We start from the raw sequence: 17,460 nt of genomic DNA, 5'->3' as shown, positions 1-17,460 counted from the left end.
CGCTGATCCATGAGATTGGACAGGTTTTAGGCGGCTCAGCCAAGGCGCTGGCAGATTTCAAGCACGAGGGGCTGGAGCGCGACTTCAAATGGGATCTGATGCGGGCGGGATGGATCACGGATCAGCTGCCCTGCATCACCAACCCGGCCCGACGGGCGATCCTAAATGAGATCGCTTGCGAGTTTGCTAAGTTAGCGCCTGTTCTGGCAAAGCTGCCCAAGCAGGCCATCCATAACGATGCAAACGATTACAACATCATGGTTGCAGGTGAACTTGGAGATCCCCGCCATGTCTCGGGCCTGATCGATCTGGGCGACATGTGCGCCGCGCCGCGGGTCTGCGATCTGGCAATTGCCGCGGCCTATATCGTGCTGGACCATTCCGCGCCGGAGGCCGCCCTGGCGGCGCTGGTGGCCGGCTATCACAGCGTCTGCCCGCTGACGCCTGCTGAGATTGATTTGATCTGGCCGCTCTTGCACGCACGGCTGGCGGTCAGCGTGGTGAACTCCACACTGATGGCGGCGGAAGATCCGGATGATCCCTATGTCACCATTTCACAGGCGCCAGCCTGGCGGTTCCTGGAGGGCAATTCGCTGCACCGAGGGCTGCTGTCTGCCCGGCTGCGCGCCGCCTGCGGTCTGCCGGTGGTGGAAGGTGCAGACCGTGTGATGGCCTGGCTGGAGCAGGAACGCGGAAACTTCGCTCCGCTGATGGGGCAGGATCTGGGTGATGCCCCCATGGGATCGCTATCAGTGGAAAACTCCACCTGGCCGCAGAACCCATTCCACATGCCAGCCGAGGAAGCCGCAAAGGTTGGTGAAGAATTCGAAGACAACGGCCGCATCTGGCTGGGCTATTACCACGAACCGCGGCTGGTATATACCGATCCGGCATTTCGAAACGGCCCATGGAAAGCCAGCGACCGCCGCACGGTGCATCTGGCCGTGGATGCCTTTGCCACGGCGGGCACTCCGATGTTTGCCCCGCTGCATGGTGAGGTCTTTGCGGCCGAATACCGGGACGGGCATCTGGATTACGGCGGTGTGATCATTCTGCGCCATGAAACGCCTGAGGGCGATTCGTTCTACACTCTGTACGGCCATCTTGACCCGGAATTCATGAATCGCCTGAAGCCGGGTGATGCGGTGGAAAAGGGTGAGCAATTCTGCTGCCTGGGCGATCCCAGTCTGAACGGCGGCTGGGCGCCGCATGTTCATTTCCAGCTGGCACTGACCACCGAAGGAATTGAGACTGATTGGCCCGGTGTCGGCGGCCCTGATGAGATGTACTTCTGGCGCGCAGTCTGCCCCAACCCGGCAGCCCTGCTGAACCTGCCGGATAAAAAGGTCCGCTATCACCCCACCAACAAGGATGAAGTTTTAGCGGGCCGCCGCGCGCATTTTGGTGGCAACCTAAGCCTCACCTACTCCGATCCGGTGATGCCGGTACGCGGCTGGAAGCACCATCTGTTTGATGAATGGGGCCGCCCCTATCTGGATGCTTACAACAATGTGCCGCATGTGGGCCACGCGCACCCGCGGATCCAGACGGTGGCAGCGGATCAGCTGAAACGGATGAACTCCAACACCCGTTACCTGCATCCGGCGCAAACCGCCTTTGCAGACAAGATACTGTCAAAGCTGCCCGGACATTTCGAAGTTTGCTTCTTTGTGAACTCAGGCACCGAGGCCAATGAACTAGCGCTGCGGCTGGCCCGCGCTCATACCGGCGCCAAGGGGATAGTGACGCCCGATCACGGCTATCACGGCAATACCACCGGCGCGATCGCGATCTCCGCCTACAAGTTCAACAAGCCCGGCGGCGCAGGCAAGGCGGATTGGGTGGAATTGGTGGAAGTCGCCAACGATTACCGCGGCTCCTTCCCGCGGTACGATCCGGACCGGGCACAGAAGTTTGCGGATCTGGTGGATCCGGCGATCAGGAACCTGCAGCAAAAAGGCCACGGCATCGCCGGCTTCATCGCTGAAACCTTCCCCTCTGTTGGCGGCCAAATCATCCCGCCCAAAGGTTATCTGCCTGCAGTCTACGACAAGATCCGCGCCGCGGGCGGTGTCTGCATCGCTGATGAGGTGCAAACCGGGCTGGGCCGGCTCGGGGATTATTACTTCGGCTTCGAACACCAGGGCGCGCTGCCGGACATCGTTGTGATGGGCAAACCCATCGGCAACGGCCATCCGCTGGGCGTGCTTGTGACAACCAAAGCAATTGCCGAAAGCTTTGACAACGGGATCGAGTTCTTCTCGACCTTCGGCGGCTCTACCCTGTCTTGCCGGACCGGCAAGGAGGTGCTGGAAATCGTCGATGATGAGGGCCTGCAGGACAACGCACGAGTAATAGGCGCCCAGTTGATCGAAGGGCTGCGGGGGCTGGAACAGAAATACGCCTGCGTTGGCGATGTGCGTGGAATGGGCCTGTTCCTGGGACTGGAACTGATCTCCCCTGATGGTTCCGAAGCCACTGGAATCTGCTCCTACGTCAAGAACAGGATGCGCGATCATCGGATCCTGATCGGGAGCGAAGGCCCAAGGGATAACATCCTGAAAATCCGCCCGCCGCTGACCATAGGTGCAGAAGACGCAGACATGATCATCCATACTCTGGATGCCATCCTGGGCGAAGTGGAGGCGGCCTGACAGCCCCTCCCTACCCGCAGATCAGGCAACAAAAAAGGCGGTGGAGAACCACCGCCTTTTCTGTAACCTTGTACCGAACTTAGCTCGATGCAACAGCTGCGCCGACCAGAACCAGCAGCAGCAGCGGCAGCAGGATGCCGCTGGAAGAACCCTGAGCTTCTTCCACGATGACCGGCGGTTCTACAACCGGCTCGGACAGGTTGCCAGCAGTGGCGGTCGAAGCAGCAGCAGTCAGCGCAGCAGCGATAACGAGTTTTTTCATGTTAACCTCCAGAATTCGCACGGATCATACAACTGAACCACGCACCCAAGACTTATCTCGTATTTTTTTCTAACCAGCAAATCCTCGGGATTGCAATTGCTTGTTATAGTTAACAGCTCAGCGCCCCGCCTCGTGTCGTCAAATTAGCAACACCTGTGTGCCGACTTTGGCTAAGCTGAACAAATCGGCGATATGCTCATTGTAGAGCCCGATGCAGCCATTGGACGATTTACGGCCAATTTTTCGCGTATCGTGGGTTCCGTGGATGCGGTAGTACTTCCAGCTAAGATAAAGCGCATGAGTGCCAAGCGGGTTGTCCGGTCCCGGCGGAATGAAAGCAGGCCATTCAGGGTTGCGCTTGCGCATATTCGGGGTTGGAGCCCAGCCTGGGCCTTCAACCTTGCGGACGATCTTAGTCCGGCCGCGGCGGGTCAGGTCGTCGGACAGCGGTACGGAAGACGGGAACAGTTTGTATACGCTTTCATCCTGTGACCAGTAGTGCAGAGCACGGCTGTCGATATCGACTAGAATCGCTCCGTTCCGCAGGTTATCAAAGTATGGCCTCCAGGATTTGGCGCGGAAGGCAGAAATGTTGCGCTGGACAGACGGTTCCGGCTCAGGCGGCGGGCGCAATGGATCAAAAGCCTGCTGCGCCTCGTCGCTGGTGTCTTGCGCTAAGGCTGACGAGGAAATCAATGCAACGCTGCCGGCAAGAAAATGCCGCCTGCTGAGGGTATCAAAGGGGTTTTGGGGCATCACTCTTTCCAACTTGCGCAATCAGGATCAATGGTCGCGCCATTTTATGGCCCGAAAGCCGCAGTCGCAAATCAATCCGACAAGCAGGCCCGCATATTTCTGCCGGTCCGTTTGCACCTCTGCCGCAGGAAGGATAAATGCATCAGCAACCGACGGAGCGAGAGAGCAATATGAGACGTGTTTTTCTGCTGATGGCTGCTGCATTGATAACTGTAGCAGCGGCATGTACGCCCGTAACAGATTCTGGCAGCACCTACCGTATTAGAAATGCAGATAAAGTGCAGATCCGAATGCTCGATTCTGTCAACGCCCTGCGCGAGGCGGCTGGAGCACCGGCCGTTCAGCTGAATGCGGAGCTGACCGCGGCCGCCGCGACTCATTCCCGGGACATGTCAGTGCAAAACCGGCCATGGCATTTTGGATCCGACGGCTCCTCGCCGCTGGATCGGGTGTCACGTGCGGGTTACACTGGCTCGCTTCTGGGAGAAAACATCTCAGAAACCTACGAGAATGAACAGCAAACCCTGTCTGCTTGGCTGGAACGCCCGGCCACGCGCGCGGTGATTCTCGACCCAAAAGCCTTGAACATGGGGTTCTCTTGGTTTCAGGAGCCAAACGGAAAAATCTGGTGGACGATGGTTATGGGCAGCTGAGCCACGGCGCCGTGCATCAGCACGGCGCCGGCCCAAAGCCGGCAAAAAGGTACTGGCGGCATATCCGCAGGTACGGGAACCCTGGTTGAAATTCAGGGCCGCAAGGCGATAACCGTACCGTCCTGCACCATGGCGTAGATCTCTTCGATCTCTTCATTTGATACTGCGATACACCCGGCGGTCCAGTCATCCACCCGGGATGCGCGCTTCCGCTCCTTGCGGTTGTTCGGCTCTCCGTGGATAAAAATCTCTCCGCCTGGCCGCTTGCCTTGTGCATGCGCATTGGCCCGGTCCTGCCGGTTCGGGTAAGAGATTCCCACCGACAGATGATAGCGGCTGTTGGGATTGCGCCGGTCAATAACATAGGTGCCCTCAGGTGTCTTTCCGTCACCCTCGAAAGCCTTATGCCCCAGCGGTGCAAACCCTAGGTCGACCTCATACTCGCGCAGAATTTCTTCGTTGTGCATCAGGTAAAGCTTACGCGTACCCTTGTTGATCACGATCGAAGTCACTTGCGGTCCGTCATATGACTGAAAGCGACTCACTGTGCCGCTGGAGATGCTGCAACCGGCCAGCGCAAGGCTTGCGGCTGCACCGAAACCAAATGCCCTTCTGTCCATTCTCAAAGCCTGTATTTCTTTTTTGCCTCTATTCAGCCTGTACCGCGAATTGACTGTTAAGGAAATTCACAATTTCCTGTCCTGGGCTGTTTGACGGCTTAGCCTTTGTTCAATCGCTTCCAGCCGGCTCAGCACTTCGTCCCTATAGGCATCTGTGCGTTCCACCTCTTCTTCTCCATGGGCATCCTGCATGGAGTTCACGATCAAGCCGACGAGAAGGTTCACCACAGCAAAAGTCGTCACCATGATGAACGGCACAAAGAAAGCCCAGGCGTGTGGATGCACTTCCATTACCGGTCGCACGATCCCCATTGACCAGCTTTCCAGCGTCATGATCTGGAACAGCGAATAGGCGCTGCGGCCCAAGTTGCCGAACCATTCCGGAAAGTCATGGCCGAACAGCTTGGTAGCGATCACAGATCCGATGTAGAAAATAATCGCCATCAGCAGAAAAACCGAACCCATCCCCGGCAGCGCGGTGATGAACCCCTCGACCACCCGGCGCAGGCGCGGTGCAACCGAAATAACACGGAGCACCCGCAAGATACGCAACGCCCGCAGAACTGACAGCCCTTGCGCCCCCGGTGCCAGCGCAATGCCGACGATCACAAAATCGAACACATTCCAGCCACTCAGGAAAAACCGCAACCTGCGTACAAAAAGTTTGGCCAGAATCTCCATTACAAAGATCGACAAGCAGATGTAGTCGACCAGGTGAATCAGACCGCCAACTTTGGCCATGACATATGGCGCAGTCTCCAGCCCCAGAGTGACTGCATTGACCAGGATGACAGCGGTAATAAACCGGCCAAACCGGTCACTGTCCAGAATCGCTGCCAGGCGGCGTGTCGGGGTGAACGCTTGGGTATCAGTCATCTCAGTCTTTCACGGTGAATCGCGCAACCAGTTCGGTATGGGCCGACCAGCGGAACTGGTCAACAACCTGCACCCAGTCAAGGCTGTAGCCCGCCGCAACCAACGCTTTGGCGTCGCGGGCAAAACTTACCGGATTACAGGACACATAGGCGATCACAGGTGTCCGGGCGATGGCCAGTTGCGCAGTCTGCGCCTCGGCGCCTGCACGGGGCGGATCAATCACAGCAGCATCAAAGGCAGCACCAAACGGGTTCAAATCCTCGGGCAGCAACGGATTGCGGAACAAGTCGCGGACCTCGGTGGTGACTTTCTTCAGTCCTGCCGCCCTGCGCCAGCCTGCATCCAAAGCTTCCAGCATCGAACGCTCACCTTCCACCGCATGCACTTCGGCGGTCAGCGCCAAAGGCAGAGCAAAGGTGCCGCAGCCAGCAAATAAATCGATGATCCGCTTGGCTCCGCTTGTCACTTCCTGAACCGCCGCCAGCAACGCCGCCTCACCTTCGCGTGTGGCCTGCAGGAAGGCCCCAGGCGGCGGACAAACGCGCGCCGAACCAAAGGATTGCATCGGCGGCTGTTCCATCGCAACCGGTTCATCCTCCCAGGTCAATCGGGCAATCCGGTACTGATCTGCCAGCTGCGCCAGTTTAATACGCAGTGGCCCGTCCAGCGGCTTGCCATTCCTGACCAATATGTCCAGCCCGGCGACCGAGGTGGTAATCGTCACGGCCAGCGGTGTCTTCCGGCTGGCCCCGGCCATCGCCAGCGCCTCTGCCACTGGAATGGCGGCCATCAATGCAGGCTCCAGCAACTGGCAATCGGGAACTTCAGTGATCACATCCGACGCCTGACCATGGAAACCGGCCATCGCACCCTTCTTGGTGCGCCGTACTGCCAGCGTCGCGCGGCGGCGGGAACGGGGTGGAGAGGTGCGGATCGGCCGAAACTCAGTCTCCAGCCCTTGTGCCATCAACGCGGTACGCACGACTTCCGTTTTCCATTCAGCCACAAAACCGTCACTTGCATGCTGCAGCTGGCAACCGCCGCAGGATTTGTAATGGCGGCAGGCTGGCTGCACACGGTGCTCGGACGGAGTTTCGACCCGAATATTGGTCAGGCGGCTGCCCTCTGCGAAACCTGAGACGGTTTCTCCCGGCAGGGCGCGCGGGACAAATACCGGTCCATCGGCCACCCCATCGCCCTGATGGCCCAGCCGGCTGATCGTCGCTTTGGTTCTGGCTGTGTCTGTCATGGCCGCTCATTACAGCGGCAAGCGGGGCAGCAAAAGCAAAATGCGCTGGATTTATTTATTCAGCAGCGGCCTTGTTCTCATCTGTGCAGATGAAGCCACCGGACTGGCGCGCCCAAAACGCAGCATAGAGCCCGGCCTTGGCCAGCAGCTCTTCATGGCTGCCGCTTTCAGCGATCCGCCCTTTCTCCATCACAATGATCCGATCCATCTCGCTCAGGGTCGACAAACGGTGCGCGATCGCCAGTACCGTCTTACCCTCCATGACCCGGTGCAGTGCGGCCTGAATGGCCGCCTCCACCTCGGAATCCAGCGCTGAGGTTGCCTCGTCCAAGACTAAAATGGGTGCGTCCTTCAGAATAGCCCGGGCCAGAGCAATTCGCTGCCGCTGCCCACCCGAGAGTTTCACACCGCGCTCGCCCAGAAAAGCGTCATAGCCTTTGTGGCCCTGCCCATCCTCCAGCTCTGCAATGAACTCATGCGCCTCGGCCTTTTCTGCCGCGGCGATCAGGTCTGCTTCGGAGGCATCCGGCCGGCCGTAGAGTATGTTCTCCCGGGCCGTGCGGTTGAACATGGCCGTCTCCTGGGTGACCATGCCGATCCGGCTGCGCAGCGAGTTCTGAGTGACGCCGGTGATGTTCTGGCCGTCGATCAGGATCTGGCCCCTTTCCCGGTCATAGAGCCTGAGAAGAAGGGAAACGAGCGTCGATTTCCCGGCACCCGAGGCGCCGACAATGCCCAGTTTCTCACCCGGCTGAATGGTCAGGCTGATGCCCTGAACCCCGCCCACATCACGGCCATAGGCAAATTCCACCTGGTCAAAGACGATCCCGCCTTCGCTAACCTGCAGCGGTTTGGCATCGGGCCGGTCTTCGACCCTGGCACGGACCGAGAGGGTCTTCATGCCGTTCTCGATCTCGCCCACATTGGAATAGATCGCCATCAGCGTGAAGCTGACCCAGCCGGTCATCTGGGCAATGCGGATCGAGACCGCCCCAGCGGCTACGATGTCGCCCTCAGTCGCCGTGCCCGTCTGCCACAGGAACAGTGTCGCGCCGATCATCAGCACAGGCAGCACGCCGGCCAAGCACATCAGGCAGAACCGGAAGCTGGCGGCCAGATAGCCGAATTGCAGCGCCTTGTCGCGGAAGGAGACCATGGCGTCCTGGGCGGTGCGCTCTTCATGGTCGGCATGTGCAAACAGTTTCACCGTCTTGATGTTGGTGATCGAGTCCACCACTTGGCCCGTCACCATCGCCCGCGCACCAGCACGCGCGCCAGACCGCTTGCGGACACGCGGCAAAAACCAGCGGATCAGCGCGAAATAGGCAATCAGCCAGACTAGAAACACCCCGGTAATGCGCCAGTCGATAGAGCCCAACAAGGCCAAAGAGCCCGCTAAAGAGGCCAATGCAAAGGCGACCACGTTGATCATCTCGCTGGTAACGGAGGTGACCGCAGTTGCGGTTTGCATCTGTTTCTGGGCAATGCGGCCGGCAAAATCATCGTCGAAGAACCGGACCGCCTGACCTAGCGTCCAGCGGTTCAGGCGCGACAGCACCAGCGGGTTCACGTTGGGCTGGACAATTATTGCGTTAGAGGCCGCAGAAAGGCCGAACAGCACCGGGCGCAGAAACATGAAGAAGCCCAGCGCCAGCGCGATCACCGCCATGTTCCGGTCTGAGAAGAACTGCTCCGGCCCGCTGGCGATTGCTGTATCGATTACCATGCCCAGGATATAGGCAGTGCCCGCCTCCATCCCCCCGGCCAGTGCCGAAAACGCTGCCGCCAGAAATAGCATCGGCCACGCGCCGGCCAGGCACCAGCGCAGGAAGGCCCCCAACTGCTGCGGCGGCGGCCCCTCTGCCGGGCGGAAGGCGTCAATCAGGTTGCCAATGTTCATTCTGCTGCCTCGATGTTCAGGAAGCCGCCGGATTGGCGTGCCCAGAGCTGTGCGTAAAGCCCATGCGCCTGCAATAGCGTCTCATGCGTGCCTTCTTCAACTATGCGGCCCTGATCCATCACCAAAATACGGTCCATCTGTGCGATGGTGGACAGCCGATGTGCTATGGCGATCACCGTCTTGCCCTGCATCATGCCGTAAAGCGTTTCCTGAATCGCCGCCTCGACCTCAGAATCCAGCGCCGAGGTAGCCTCGTCCAGAACCAGGATCGGCGCGTCCTTCAGGATCACCCGGGCCAGCGTCACCCGCTGGCGCTGGCCGCCCGACAATTTCACCCCGCGCTCGCCCACATGGGCATCATAGCCCTTGCGGCCCTGCGGATCCTCCAGATCCAGGATGAACTCATGCGCCTGCGCCTGTTTGGCGGCGGCGATCATCTCCTCTTCAGTGGCGTCGGGACGGCCGTACAGCAGATTGTCCCGCACAGACCGGTGCATAAGCGCGCTGTCCTGCTGCACCATACCGATGCGGCTGCGCAACGAGTCCTGCGTCACCGCGCGGATGTCCTGACCGTCAATCAGGATCTGGCCGCCTTCGGCGTCATAAAACCGCAAAAGCAGCTTCACCAGTGTCGACTTGCCGGCACCAGAGCGACCGATCAGGCCGATCTTCTCGCCCGGCTGGATTGTCAGGCCGATCTTGTCGAGCCCGCCTGCCTCACGCCCGAAATGGTGTGACAGGTTGCGCAGTTCGATCTTCCCTTTGGCCAGCTGCAGCGGTTCTGCATTGGCGGCATCCACTAGGTCGATAGGCTGTGCGATGGTTTCCATTCCCTCAGCCACAACACCCAGCTGGCGGAAAAAGGAGGTAAGTGCCCACATGATCCAGCTGGTCATTGCGTTGAGCCGCAGCGTCAGCGCCGTGGCCGCCGCCACCAGGCCCACCGAGGCGGTTCCCTGCGACCACAGCATAACTGCCCATCCGACCACGCCAACAATCAGCAGACCGTTCAGCGTGACCAGAGCAGCATCCATAACGGTGAAGATACGCATCTCCGCCTGAAACGTCTTACGGGTGTTCTCAATCGCATCGCGGGCATAGGTCAGCTCGTTGTCGTGATGTGCGAACATCTTAACTGAATGGATGTTGGAATAGCTGTCGACCACACGACCTGTCACGGTAGAGCGCGCATCAGACGATGCCTGACTGGCCGGGCCGACCCGCTTGACGGTCCACATCACCAGCATTGCATAAAGCGCAAACCATAGGGCCAGCGGCAGCATCAGCCGTACGTCCGCTACCCACAGCAAAACGGCTGCACCGACAAGATAGGCCAGCGAGAAGGTGATGGCATCAAAAACCTGAAAGATCACCTCCCCCGCGGCTGGAGGAGTTTGCATGATCCGGTTGGCAATCCGGCCTGCAAAGTCATTCTCGAACCAGCCCACAGACTGGCGCAACACATGCTTATGCGCCCGCCAGCGGATCAAGGTGCCAAAGTTCGGCAGGATCGCATTATTCAACAGCATCACATCCAGAAGCTGGATCAATGGCCGCAGCAGCAGGATGAACAGAGCAACCAGTATCAGCTCGGTTCCATGCGCTTCCCAAACCTGCCTGGGCGTACCGGACATCAGGTCGACAATCCGGCCCATATAGTAGATGAGTCCCACCTCTATCCCGGCGACCAGCACCGACATCAGCGCGGTCAGGACAAAGACAGTTTTGAACGGCTTGGAAAAATCGCGCAGGAACGGCCACAGCCGGGTTGGCGGCGTGTTGGTCTCCGGGTGGGCGCAATAAGGATCAATGAGGTTTTCAAAAAAACGAAACATGCGGGTGCTCCAAGCGCTCGAGCATTGATTTGGAATACAGATGAAGACAGCAGGCCGCCGAAGGCCCACGCCTAACAGGGGCAAGGTCTCAGACGTTAAGAAAACCAGATCCCGTAATACATCAGTATTCCTCCGTCATGTGGTGGCAGCCTTATGGGTACGCAAGATTTGCAGTTTTGTCACTCCCCGAGGTTGTGACTCTGCTGTCAGACTATGTCAGCGGAGGGAGTCCAGCAACTGCTCGCGGCTCAGGGAGAATCCCGAGGCAATCCATTCCGCCTCCATTTTCTTCAATGCAGAACCCAGCGCCGCGCCCTTGAAATCGGGCAGAAGATCGCGGGCTTTCACTGGAAAGATCATTCCTGCACCCAAAGCAATATCAGTCTCAAAGGTTGGGGAAACTGGCTGTTCCAGCAGGGCAGTGCGCAACAGCATGGCATCCAGTGCCTGTTCCGCCCCTATCCGGTAACCCAGTTCTCCCGCCCCGGCCGTGCCTGCCGCTGCTTCCCGGATTGTCTCAAGATGAGAGGCCTGAGCTTTACTTAGCCGCAGGGCGTCTTTCAGACCATGACCGCCTAGTGCACCCAACCGGCGGAGCGCGGATACCGGGCGGTTTGATTCCAAGTGTATCAGTGGCGCCAGCACGCGGTCATCCGCTCCCGGAAGGATCTGCGCCAACACGCCTGCCTGACGCATGGCGGCGACCGCAGGTGCAGGGTCAGGCGCCGCCAAAAGCTTCATTATCTCGGCACCGACACGTTCCTTAGACAGTGTAGCCAACCCCTCAAGGTTGGCCGCAATCGCCGCCAGCGCATTCGGGTCAAAACCCAACGTTTGATCGCCGTACCATGCGTGAAAGCGAAAATAGCGTAACGAACGTAAGTAATCCTCGCGGATCCGGTTCTCTGCCGTGCCGATGAACCGGATCCGGCGTTTCTGCAAATCCGCCATGCCGTCCAAAGGATCGATTATCTCTCCATCCGGACGGGCATAAATCGCGTTCATGGTGAAATCGCGGCGGCGGGCGTCCTCAGTGATTTCGGTTGAATACGCAACGACAGCCCGGCGGCCATCGGTAGCCACATCCTTCCGGAAGGTGGTGATCTCATGCGGAATGCCGTTCTTGATCAACGTCACTGTACCATGGTCAATACCGGTAGGAACCGCCTTGATCCCGGCTCGGCCTGCCAGCGCCACCACCTGCTCCGGCAGTGCGTCAGTGGCAATGTCCATATCGGAAACCGCCTCCCCCAGCAGCGCGTTGCGGACGCACCCGCCGACAAACAGAACTTGCGCACCGTCTCCCATGACCGCCTTGCAAACTGCTTGGGTCGCAGGATCCTTCAACCAAGGTTGATCAATTCGCATTATTTCTCCATCCGTGCCGCAAATCCGCGCAGCATCCGCGCGGTGGCGCCCCATATGTAATAGGATCCGTATGGAACGGTATAGTAGCGACGGCGGGTACCGCGCCAGCGGCGGGACTCAATAATGTAGTTTTCCGGCTTCAGCACATGGGCCAGCGGAACGGAGAAGACTTCAGCCACTTCACCTGCTTCCGCGTGCACTGGAAATTCTTCACCGATCAGCGCCACAACCGGCGTCACCGAAAAGCCGGTTACCGTCTCATGCTCCGGCAGGCAGCCGATGATCTGCGGAAGCTCCTGCGGAAGCCCGATTTCTTCCCAAGCTTCGCGCAACGCTGCGGCGCAGGCGTCCGTGTCACCAGCCTCTACTTTACCGCCGGGAAAGGCGATCTGGCCCGGATGATGCTTCAGCGCGGAGGAGCGTTTGGTCAAAATAAGCCGTGGCACTTTGCCGGCAACAGAAATGGGCACCAGCACGCCGGCTGGCCGCAGCTTACGTCCCACTGGCAGCACGGTGCCGGGGTTGAGATCAAAGTCGGAAGAGCCGCCGCCCTGTTGTTTCAGCGCGGCCGCAATTCTATTGGCAAGGTTCTGCGCGGCCTCACTCACTGGGCGGGTTTTCCGCTTCGAATCCCACGCTTGCCGGGTCCAAATCATAATGCGCGCTGCAGAACTGGCAATCTGCCGTGACCCGGCCATCCTCGTTTGTCATGGTGCCGATGTCTTTGGCGGAATAGATCGACAAGCTTTGACGCACCCGGTCTTCGGAGCAAGTGCAGCCGAAACGAACGGGCTGGACATCGAAGACCCGCGGTTGTTCCTCGTGAAACAATCGGATCAGCAGTTCGGTCGGGGACACTGATGGCCCGATCAGCTCCAATGCCTCGACAGTGTTCAGCAGCATCGTGGCCCGGTTCCAGTTTTCTTCCTGATCACCAGACACCAGATCGCTGGCTTGCAGGATTTCACCCGATCCTTCGACGTGTGCAGCAAAAGGCGAAGCCTTGGGCATACTCTGCAACATAATGCCGCCCGCGCGCCAATGTTCGTCAACACCAGGCTCGGATGATTTACCAAAGCTCATCTTGAACATAGTGGGCAGCTGTTCGGATTGTGCAAAATAAGCCTCGGCACAGGCCCGTAGCGACCCGCCAGACAACGGCGTGATACCTTGGTAGGGCTTGGTGCCTTTACCCTGATCGATCATAATGGCAAAATACCCTTCCCCGACCTGATCAAACGGGTTGCTGTCGGTAATCCGGTCACGGTCGAAACATGCATAGGCGCGGATCCGTCCGATTTCACCTTCTTTTTGCGGTGCGTAATAATCGGTCGCGATCATCCGCACAGCACCCTTGGACTGCACCTGCAACGACAGCTTCCAGCGCAGGGAAATCGTCTGCCCGATCAGTGCCGTCAACAGCGCCATCTCGGCAACCAGCGCCTCAACCACCGGCGGGTAGTCGTGTTGTCTCAGGATTCCGTCCAGCACGCCGTCCAGCCGCGCAACGCGGCCGCGCATGTCCGAGGCATCAAGCTGGAAGGGCAGGACGGTATCGTCCCACGCGATTTTCGAACCAAGTGTCATGGGGTTTCCTTACGCGCCGGGGATTGGCATACCGGGGCTATATAGGAGAATTGACACTGGAGTGAAGGGGCCGACGTGTGATCAGGCGATTTGGTAAGACACCGGAGAACGGCCAGCGGTACCGGATACGCCCGGGCGCCTATGCTTTGCTGCCGCGGGACGGCAGGCTGCTGATCACCTGCCAGTTTGCGCCTCAACCAGACCTGCAACTGCCAGGCGGTGGTATCGACCCAGGCGAATCACCCATTCCAGCACTGCACCGGGAGGTTTTTGAAGAAACCGGCTGGAAAATCGGCAAGCCACGCAAAATGGGCGTATTCCGGCGCTTCGCCTATATGCCGGAATACGGTCTTTGGGCTGAAAAGATCTGCCATATCTATATCGCCCGCCCATTGCGACGAATCGGCCCGCCTGCAGAAGACGGGCATGAAGCCCTGTGGATCGACCCGGAGGAAGCCGCCATGCGGCTGGGCAATGCTGGCGACCGGCATTTCGCAGCCCAACTGGCAGCCCGGTTGTAACCGCCTGCGAAACTGGCAGCCGAAAAGACAAAAACCCAGCCTCAGCCAGGACAGCATCATTTAGAAAAACTGAAAGATCTACGGACCCTGATACTCGAACAACGTGGCCGAGACGTCATCCTCAAGCCCGTGTTCCTTGCTCATAACTTGCGTCAGATGCCAGTAAAGATCATCCAGGAATTCCTTGCTGCTTTGCTCTGACCCGCATTTTTTCACCAGCTCCAGCAGACCCTCCGGCTCAAGCATGGAACCGTCTTCCAGCCGCGCCTCTGTAAAGCCGTCAGAGAACAACAGCAGACGGTCGCCGCGTTCCATAACGAATTCTTCCTGGCTGTAGCCGATATCGGGGACCAACCCCACAGGCACGCCGCCCTTGCCGATAAACTCCATGTCACCGTTATTGCGCATCAACAACGGATGCGGGTGCCCGGCTTGCACTATCTTGACGACACCGCTGCGCAAATCAGCGATGCAATAGGCCATGGTGAAGTACTCTTCGATCCCTGTATCAGCAATCAGCCGTGCATTCAGCAGGCTGGCGACTTCCTCCGGCTGGCGCAGTGCATAAAACCGGTTGAAGCGTTTCTCCATCCCGACATTCTGATCGAAGTAATTCGAGGAGAGATAGCCTCCCAGGCGTGCTGTCATCATTGCCGAAGTAATGCCATGACCGGACACGTCGATAGAATAAAAACCGATTCTGTTCACACCTGGAGAAAACATACCCACCAGATCACCGCCAATATGGCCGCAGGGTTTCAGCAGGAGACTGACGGTGGAGGATCCAAAATCCTTGGACAGTTCCGGCACCAGTGATTCCTGAATCTTGCGGGCTTGGATCAGATCTTTGTCGATTGCATCATAAACACGCTGCAACTCCCCCAGCGTTTCGGACACGATACGGTTCTTCTCGGACAGTTCCCGCTGCATTCTCAGGATCCGCTCACCCGCAGAAATCCGCGCCCGCAGTTCATCCGAATTGACCGGCTTGGTCAGGAAATCGTCGGCACCTGCGTCAAGCCCTTCTGCAACCTCGTTCTTTTCGCTTTTTGATGTCAGAAGGATGAAATAGGCATAATCCTCGCTGGAGCGGGCGCGGAAGGCCCGGCAGAATTCCAGCCCGTTCATGCCTGGCATCATCCAGTCGCTGAGGATCAGATCTGGCGTTTCCGCCTGGCAGATCTCCATCGCAGCCTCGCCGCTCTCTGCCTCAACAACCTCAAATCCCCACTTTTTGAGAGAGGCCACAAGGATGCGTCTTTGCAGTCGGCTGTCGTCGACAACCAGCACACGGCGTATTGATCCGGCCACTGTGTGGTCCTCGTTGTCCATCGAACTTTCTGGCAGCACCGAAGGCACCTCACAAATGGCAAAATCAGACAATCTTGTGATACTATCGGTCCAGAAATTTAACAGGCTGTGAAACCTACAATTTGAGCTTCTGTCTTTATTTCACTATATTTTTACTGCAATCAACTTACTAAGTTGCGCATGGCGACTGATCTTAGGAATATATGACATGATTGACTGGCCGCGAGTGACTGAGCTGCGCGAGGAAGTTGGCGCCGAGGATTTCGAAGAAGTTGTTGAAATTTTCCTCGAAGAGGTCGAGGAAGTTATCAGCAAGCTGCAGGACGGCGACCGCAGTCAGCTTGAGCAGGACCTGCATTTCCTGAAAGGCAGTGCGCTCAACCTCGGATTTGATGAGTTTTCGGCGCTGTGCCTGGACGGCGAGCGGAAGTCCGCACAAGGCGAAGCAGACGATGTCGATGTCCCCGCCATCATTACCAATTTCCAAACATCCAAGTCAGCTTTCCTGACCAGAATGTCCGAAAATTTCTAACCCGTCCCTCAGCGTCAGATAACAAACTGCGCCAAAGTCTCGTCTTGAGTAATGTCGGTGAAAGTCATCCCCGCCGCATGCAGCCGCGCAAACAGTTGCTCGAAATTTTCTGGCCGTTTGGTTTCGATCCCGATCAGCACCGAACCGAAATTACGGGCAGACTTTTTCATATACTCAAAGCGGGCGATATCGTCCTCTGGGCCTAAGATTCCGAGAAACTCCTTCAGCGCACCTGGACGCTGTGGCAGGCGCAAGATGAAATATTTCTTCACTCCGGAATAGCGCTGCGCCCGTTCTTTGACCTCCGGCAGGCGTTCAAAATCGAAGTTGCCTCCGGAAGTGACGCAAACCACGGTTTTGCCGCGGATCCAGGAGCGCACATCCTGCAGCGCCTCGACCGACAGCGCGCCGGCCGGCTCCAGCACGATGCCTTCCACGTTCAGCATCTCAATGATGGTGGCACAGATCCGGTCCTCGGAGATCGTCAGGACATCCGGCAGCGGCACGCCCTTCAAAATTTCAAAGGGCAGCGCGCCGATCCGCCCGACCGCAGCACCATCTACGAAGGTGTCGACATGATCCAACGCAACCGGCTTACCAGCAACAAGCCCTGCCCGCAGACAGGCGCCGCCGTCAGGCTCGACAAACAGGCTGTGCACCTCTTCACCAAACCAGGAGGACACCCCAGCCGACATGCCGCCGCCGCCAACTGGCAGCAGGACATGGTCCGGAGCTTTTTCGAGCTGCGCCTCAATCTCCACAGCGATGGAGGCTTGGCCTTCAATAACATCAGCATCATCAAAGGGCGACAGAAAATGCCCGCCCTCCTTGGCGCACCACTCTTGCGCTGCGGCAAGGCAGATGTCGAAATAGTCACCGACCAGATGGATTTCGATGTTGTCGCCGCCGAACATCCGGGTTTTCTGGATCTTCTGCTGCGGCGTGGTGACCGGCATAAAGATCACCCCGCGCTTGCCCATGTGACGGCACATAAAAGCAACGCCTTGGGCGTGGTTGCCGGCCGATGCGCAGACAAACAGCTCTTGATCCGGCTGTTTGCGCATTGCGTTCAACGCACCGCGGATCTTGTAGGAGCGGACCGGGCTCAGGTCTTCGCGCTTAAGGTAAATGTCGGCACCGAAACGCTCGGACAGATGCACATTGCGCTGCAGCGGCGTTGCGGGAAACACATCGCGCATCGCCTGTTCAACGGCGCGGGCCTGGGACTTGAAATCGCTCATGTGTCCTTCAGTGGCGCAAGCCCGCCCGCAAGGCAAGGGGCGGGTGTGAAAGCATGCATAAGAATACCGTCAGAACCGTCCTTGATCAGATCGGG

At 58.4% G+C, this 17,460-nt stretch carries 16 protein-coding genes; 4 read left to right on the top strand and 12 right to left on the bottom strand.

The features are described from left to right. Positions 1–2,654 (top strand): aminotransferase class III-fold pyridoxal phosphate-dependent enzyme (locus tag VOI29_RS12475; RefSeq protein WP_323779180.1); only part of this gene is annotated, 2,654 nt, incomplete at its 5' end. Positions 2,655–2,733: 79 nt separating this feature from the next. On the opposite strand, the gene VOI29_RS12470 is transcribed toward VOI29_RS12475, so the two are convergent. Together VOI29_RS12470 and VOI29_RS12465 are read right to left on the bottom strand one after the other, a co-directional pair. Further along, the gene (locus VOI29_RS12470; RefSeq protein WP_019295279.1) at positions 2,734–2,916 is read right to left on the bottom strand and encodes a hypothetical protein; all 183 of its coding nucleotides are present in this window, start codon (positions 2,914–2,916) and stop codon (positions 2,734–2,736) included. Positions 2,917–3,054: 138 nt separating this feature from the next. Next, positions 3,055–3,672 carry a L,D-transpeptidase gene (locus VOI29_RS12465; RefSeq protein ID WP_323779178.1) on the bottom strand — a complete coding sequence of 206 codons (618 nt, stop codon included), beginning with the start codon at positions 3,670–3,672 and terminating at the stop codon, positions 3,055–3,057. Positions 3,673–3,842: 170 nt separating this feature from the next. Here VOI29_RS12465 and VOI29_RS12460 point away from each other — a divergent pair, with 170 nt between their 5' ends. After that, entirely contained in the window at positions 3,843–4,325 is a 483-nt protein-coding gene (locus VOI29_RS12460) for a CAP domain-containing protein (protein WP_323779184.1), read from the top strand. Positions 4,326–4,417: 92 nt separating this feature from the next. Here the strand turns inward: VOI29_RS12460 and VOI29_RS12455 are convergent, their stop codons facing one another. From VOI29_RS12455 to VOI29_RS12420, 8 genes are all read right to left on the bottom strand, one after another. Then, positions 4,418–4,945 (bottom strand): L,D-transpeptidase family protein, encoded by a 528-nt coding sequence (locus VOI29_RS12455; protein WP_323779176.1) that lies wholly within the window; start codon positions 4,943–4,945, stop codon positions 4,418–4,420. 66 nt (positions 4,946–5,011) lie between these two features. Then, a complete protein-coding gene (locus VOI29_RS12450) occupies positions 5,012–5,821 on the bottom strand; it encodes an ion transporter (RefSeq protein ID WP_323779174.1) in 810 nt (269 codons plus the stop codon). A gap of 1 nt (position 5,822) precedes the next feature. Next, on the bottom strand, positions 5,823–7,070 hold the full coding sequence (locus VOI29_RS12445) for a class I SAM-dependent RNA methyltransferase (protein WP_323779172.1): 1,248 nt from the start codon (positions 7,068–7,070) through the stop codon (positions 5,823–5,825). Positions 7,071–7,125: 55 nt separating this feature from the next. Continuing rightward, positions 7,126–8,970, bottom strand: coding sequence for an ABC transporter ATP-binding protein (locus tag VOI29_RS12440; RefSeq protein WP_323779170.1), 1,845 nt, complete (start codon positions 8,968–8,970; stop codon positions 7,126–7,128). Then, the gene (locus VOI29_RS12435) at positions 8,967–10,805 is read right to left on the bottom strand and encodes an ABC transporter ATP-binding protein (protein WP_323779169.1); all 1,839 of its coding nucleotides are present in this window, start codon (positions 10,803–10,805) and stop codon (positions 8,967–8,969) included. Before VOI29_RS12435 ends, VOI29_RS12440 begins: the two co-directional genes overlap by 4 nt. 216 nt (positions 10,806–11,021) lie before the next feature. Further along, positions 11,022–12,173 (bottom strand): CCA tRNA nucleotidyltransferase, encoded by a 1,152-nt coding sequence (locus VOI29_RS12430; RefSeq protein ID WP_323779167.1) that lies wholly within the window; start codon positions 12,171–12,173, stop codon positions 11,022–11,024. Continuing rightward, complete coding sequence (locus tag VOI29_RS12425) at positions 12,173–12,781, bottom strand: CoA pyrophosphatase (protein WP_323779165.1); 609 nt, start codon at positions 12,779–12,781, stop codon at positions 12,173–12,175. The genes VOI29_RS12430 and VOI29_RS12425 overlap by 1 nt, the downstream gene beginning before the upstream one ends. Further along, entirely contained in the window at positions 12,774–13,760 is a 987-nt protein-coding gene (locus VOI29_RS12420) for an Hsp33 family molecular chaperone HslO (protein WP_323779163.1), read from the bottom strand. Before VOI29_RS12420 ends, VOI29_RS12425 begins: the two co-directional genes overlap by 8 nt. Before the next feature lie 77 nt (positions 13,761–13,837). Between VOI29_RS12420 and VOI29_RS12415 the strand changes: the two genes are divergently transcribed. Beyond that, positions 13,838–14,281 carry an NUDIX hydrolase gene (locus tag VOI29_RS12415; protein WP_323779161.1) on the top strand — a complete coding sequence of 148 codons (444 nt, stop codon included), beginning with the start codon at positions 13,838–13,840 and terminating at the stop codon, positions 14,279–14,281. A 78-nt stretch (positions 14,282–14,359) separates the two neighbouring features. On the opposite strand, the gene VOI29_RS12410 is transcribed toward VOI29_RS12415, so the two are convergent. Then, positions 14,360–15,613 carry a PP2C family protein-serine/threonine phosphatase gene (locus tag VOI29_RS12410; RefSeq protein ID WP_323779182.1) on the bottom strand — a complete coding sequence of 418 codons (1,254 nt, stop codon included), beginning with the start codon at positions 15,611–15,613 and terminating at the stop codon, positions 14,360–14,362. Between the two features lie 187 nt (positions 15,614–15,800). Between VOI29_RS12410 and VOI29_RS12405 the strand changes: the two genes are divergently transcribed. Further along, positions 15,801–16,124, top strand: a complete 324-nt coding sequence (locus VOI29_RS12405) for an Hpt domain-containing protein (RefSeq protein ID WP_323779159.1) — start codon at positions 15,801–15,803, stop codon at positions 16,122–16,124. Between the two features lie 14 nt (positions 16,125–16,138). On the opposite strand, the gene ilvA is transcribed toward VOI29_RS12405, so the two are convergent. Continuing rightward, complete coding sequence (ilvA, locus tag VOI29_RS12400; RefSeq protein ID WP_323779157.1) at positions 16,139–17,365, bottom strand: threonine ammonia-lyase IlvA; 1,227 nt, start codon at positions 17,363–17,365, stop codon at positions 16,139–16,141. Positions 17,366–17,460: the final 95 nt, after the last annotated feature.

It is taken from the genome of Leisingera sp. (assembly GCF_034669605.1).
GTDB lineage: Bacteria > Pseudomonadota > Alphaproteobacteria > Rhodobacterales > Rhodobacteraceae > Leisingera.
This window is presented reverse-complemented; position numbering and strand designations above follow the sequence as displayed.

Excerpts from the sequence above, each read along its gene's own strand:
- ilvA (WP_323779157.1), bottom strand. The coding sequence starts at position 17,365 with ATGAGCGATTTCAAGTCCCAGGCCCGCGCCGTTGAACAGGCGATGCGC.
- VOI29_RS12455 (WP_323779176.1), bottom strand. The coding sequence starts at position 4,945 with ATGGACAGAAGGGCATTTGGTTTCGGTGCAGCCGCAAGCCTTGCGCTG.
- VOI29_RS12460 (WP_323779184.1), top strand. The coding sequence starts at position 3,843 with ATGAGACGTGTTTTTCTGCTGATGGCTGCTGCATTGATAACTGTAGCA.
- VOI29_RS12445 (WP_323779172.1), bottom strand. The coding sequence starts at position 7,070 with ATGACAGACACAGCCAGAACCAAAGCGACGATCAGCCGGCTGGGCCAT.
- VOI29_RS12465 (WP_323779178.1), bottom strand. The coding sequence starts at position 3,672 with ATGCCCCAAAACCCCTTTGATACCCTCAGCAGGCGGCATTTTCTTGCC.
- VOI29_RS12435 (WP_323779169.1), bottom strand. The coding sequence starts at position 10,805 with ATGTTTCGTTTTTTTGAAAACCTCATTGATCCTTATTGCGCCCACCCG.
- VOI29_RS12405 (WP_323779159.1), top strand. The coding sequence starts at position 15,801 with ATGATTGACTGGCCGCGAGTGACTGAGCTGCGCGAGGAAGTTGGCGCC.
- VOI29_RS12430 (WP_323779167.1), bottom strand. The coding sequence starts at position 12,173 with ATGCGAATTGATCAACCTTGGTTGAAGGATCCTGCGACCCAAGCAGTT.
- VOI29_RS12440 (WP_323779170.1), bottom strand. The coding sequence starts at position 8,970 with ATGAACATTGGCAACCTGATTGACGCCTTCCGCCCGGCAGAGGGGCCG.
- VOI29_RS12470 (WP_019295279.1), bottom strand. The coding sequence starts at position 2,916 with ATGAAAAAACTCGTTATCGCTGCTGCGCTGACTGCTGCTGCTTCGACC.
- VOI29_RS12410 (WP_323779182.1), bottom strand. The coding sequence starts at position 15,613 with ATGGACAACGAGGACCACACAGTGGCCGGATCAATACGCCGTGTGCTG.
- VOI29_RS12420 (WP_323779163.1), bottom strand. The coding sequence starts at position 13,760 with ATGACACTTGGTTCGAAAATCGCGTGGGACGATACCGTCCTGCCCTTC.
- VOI29_RS12450 (WP_323779174.1), bottom strand. The coding sequence starts at position 5,821 with ATGACTGATACCCAAGCGTTCACCCCGACACGCCGCCTGGCAGCGATT.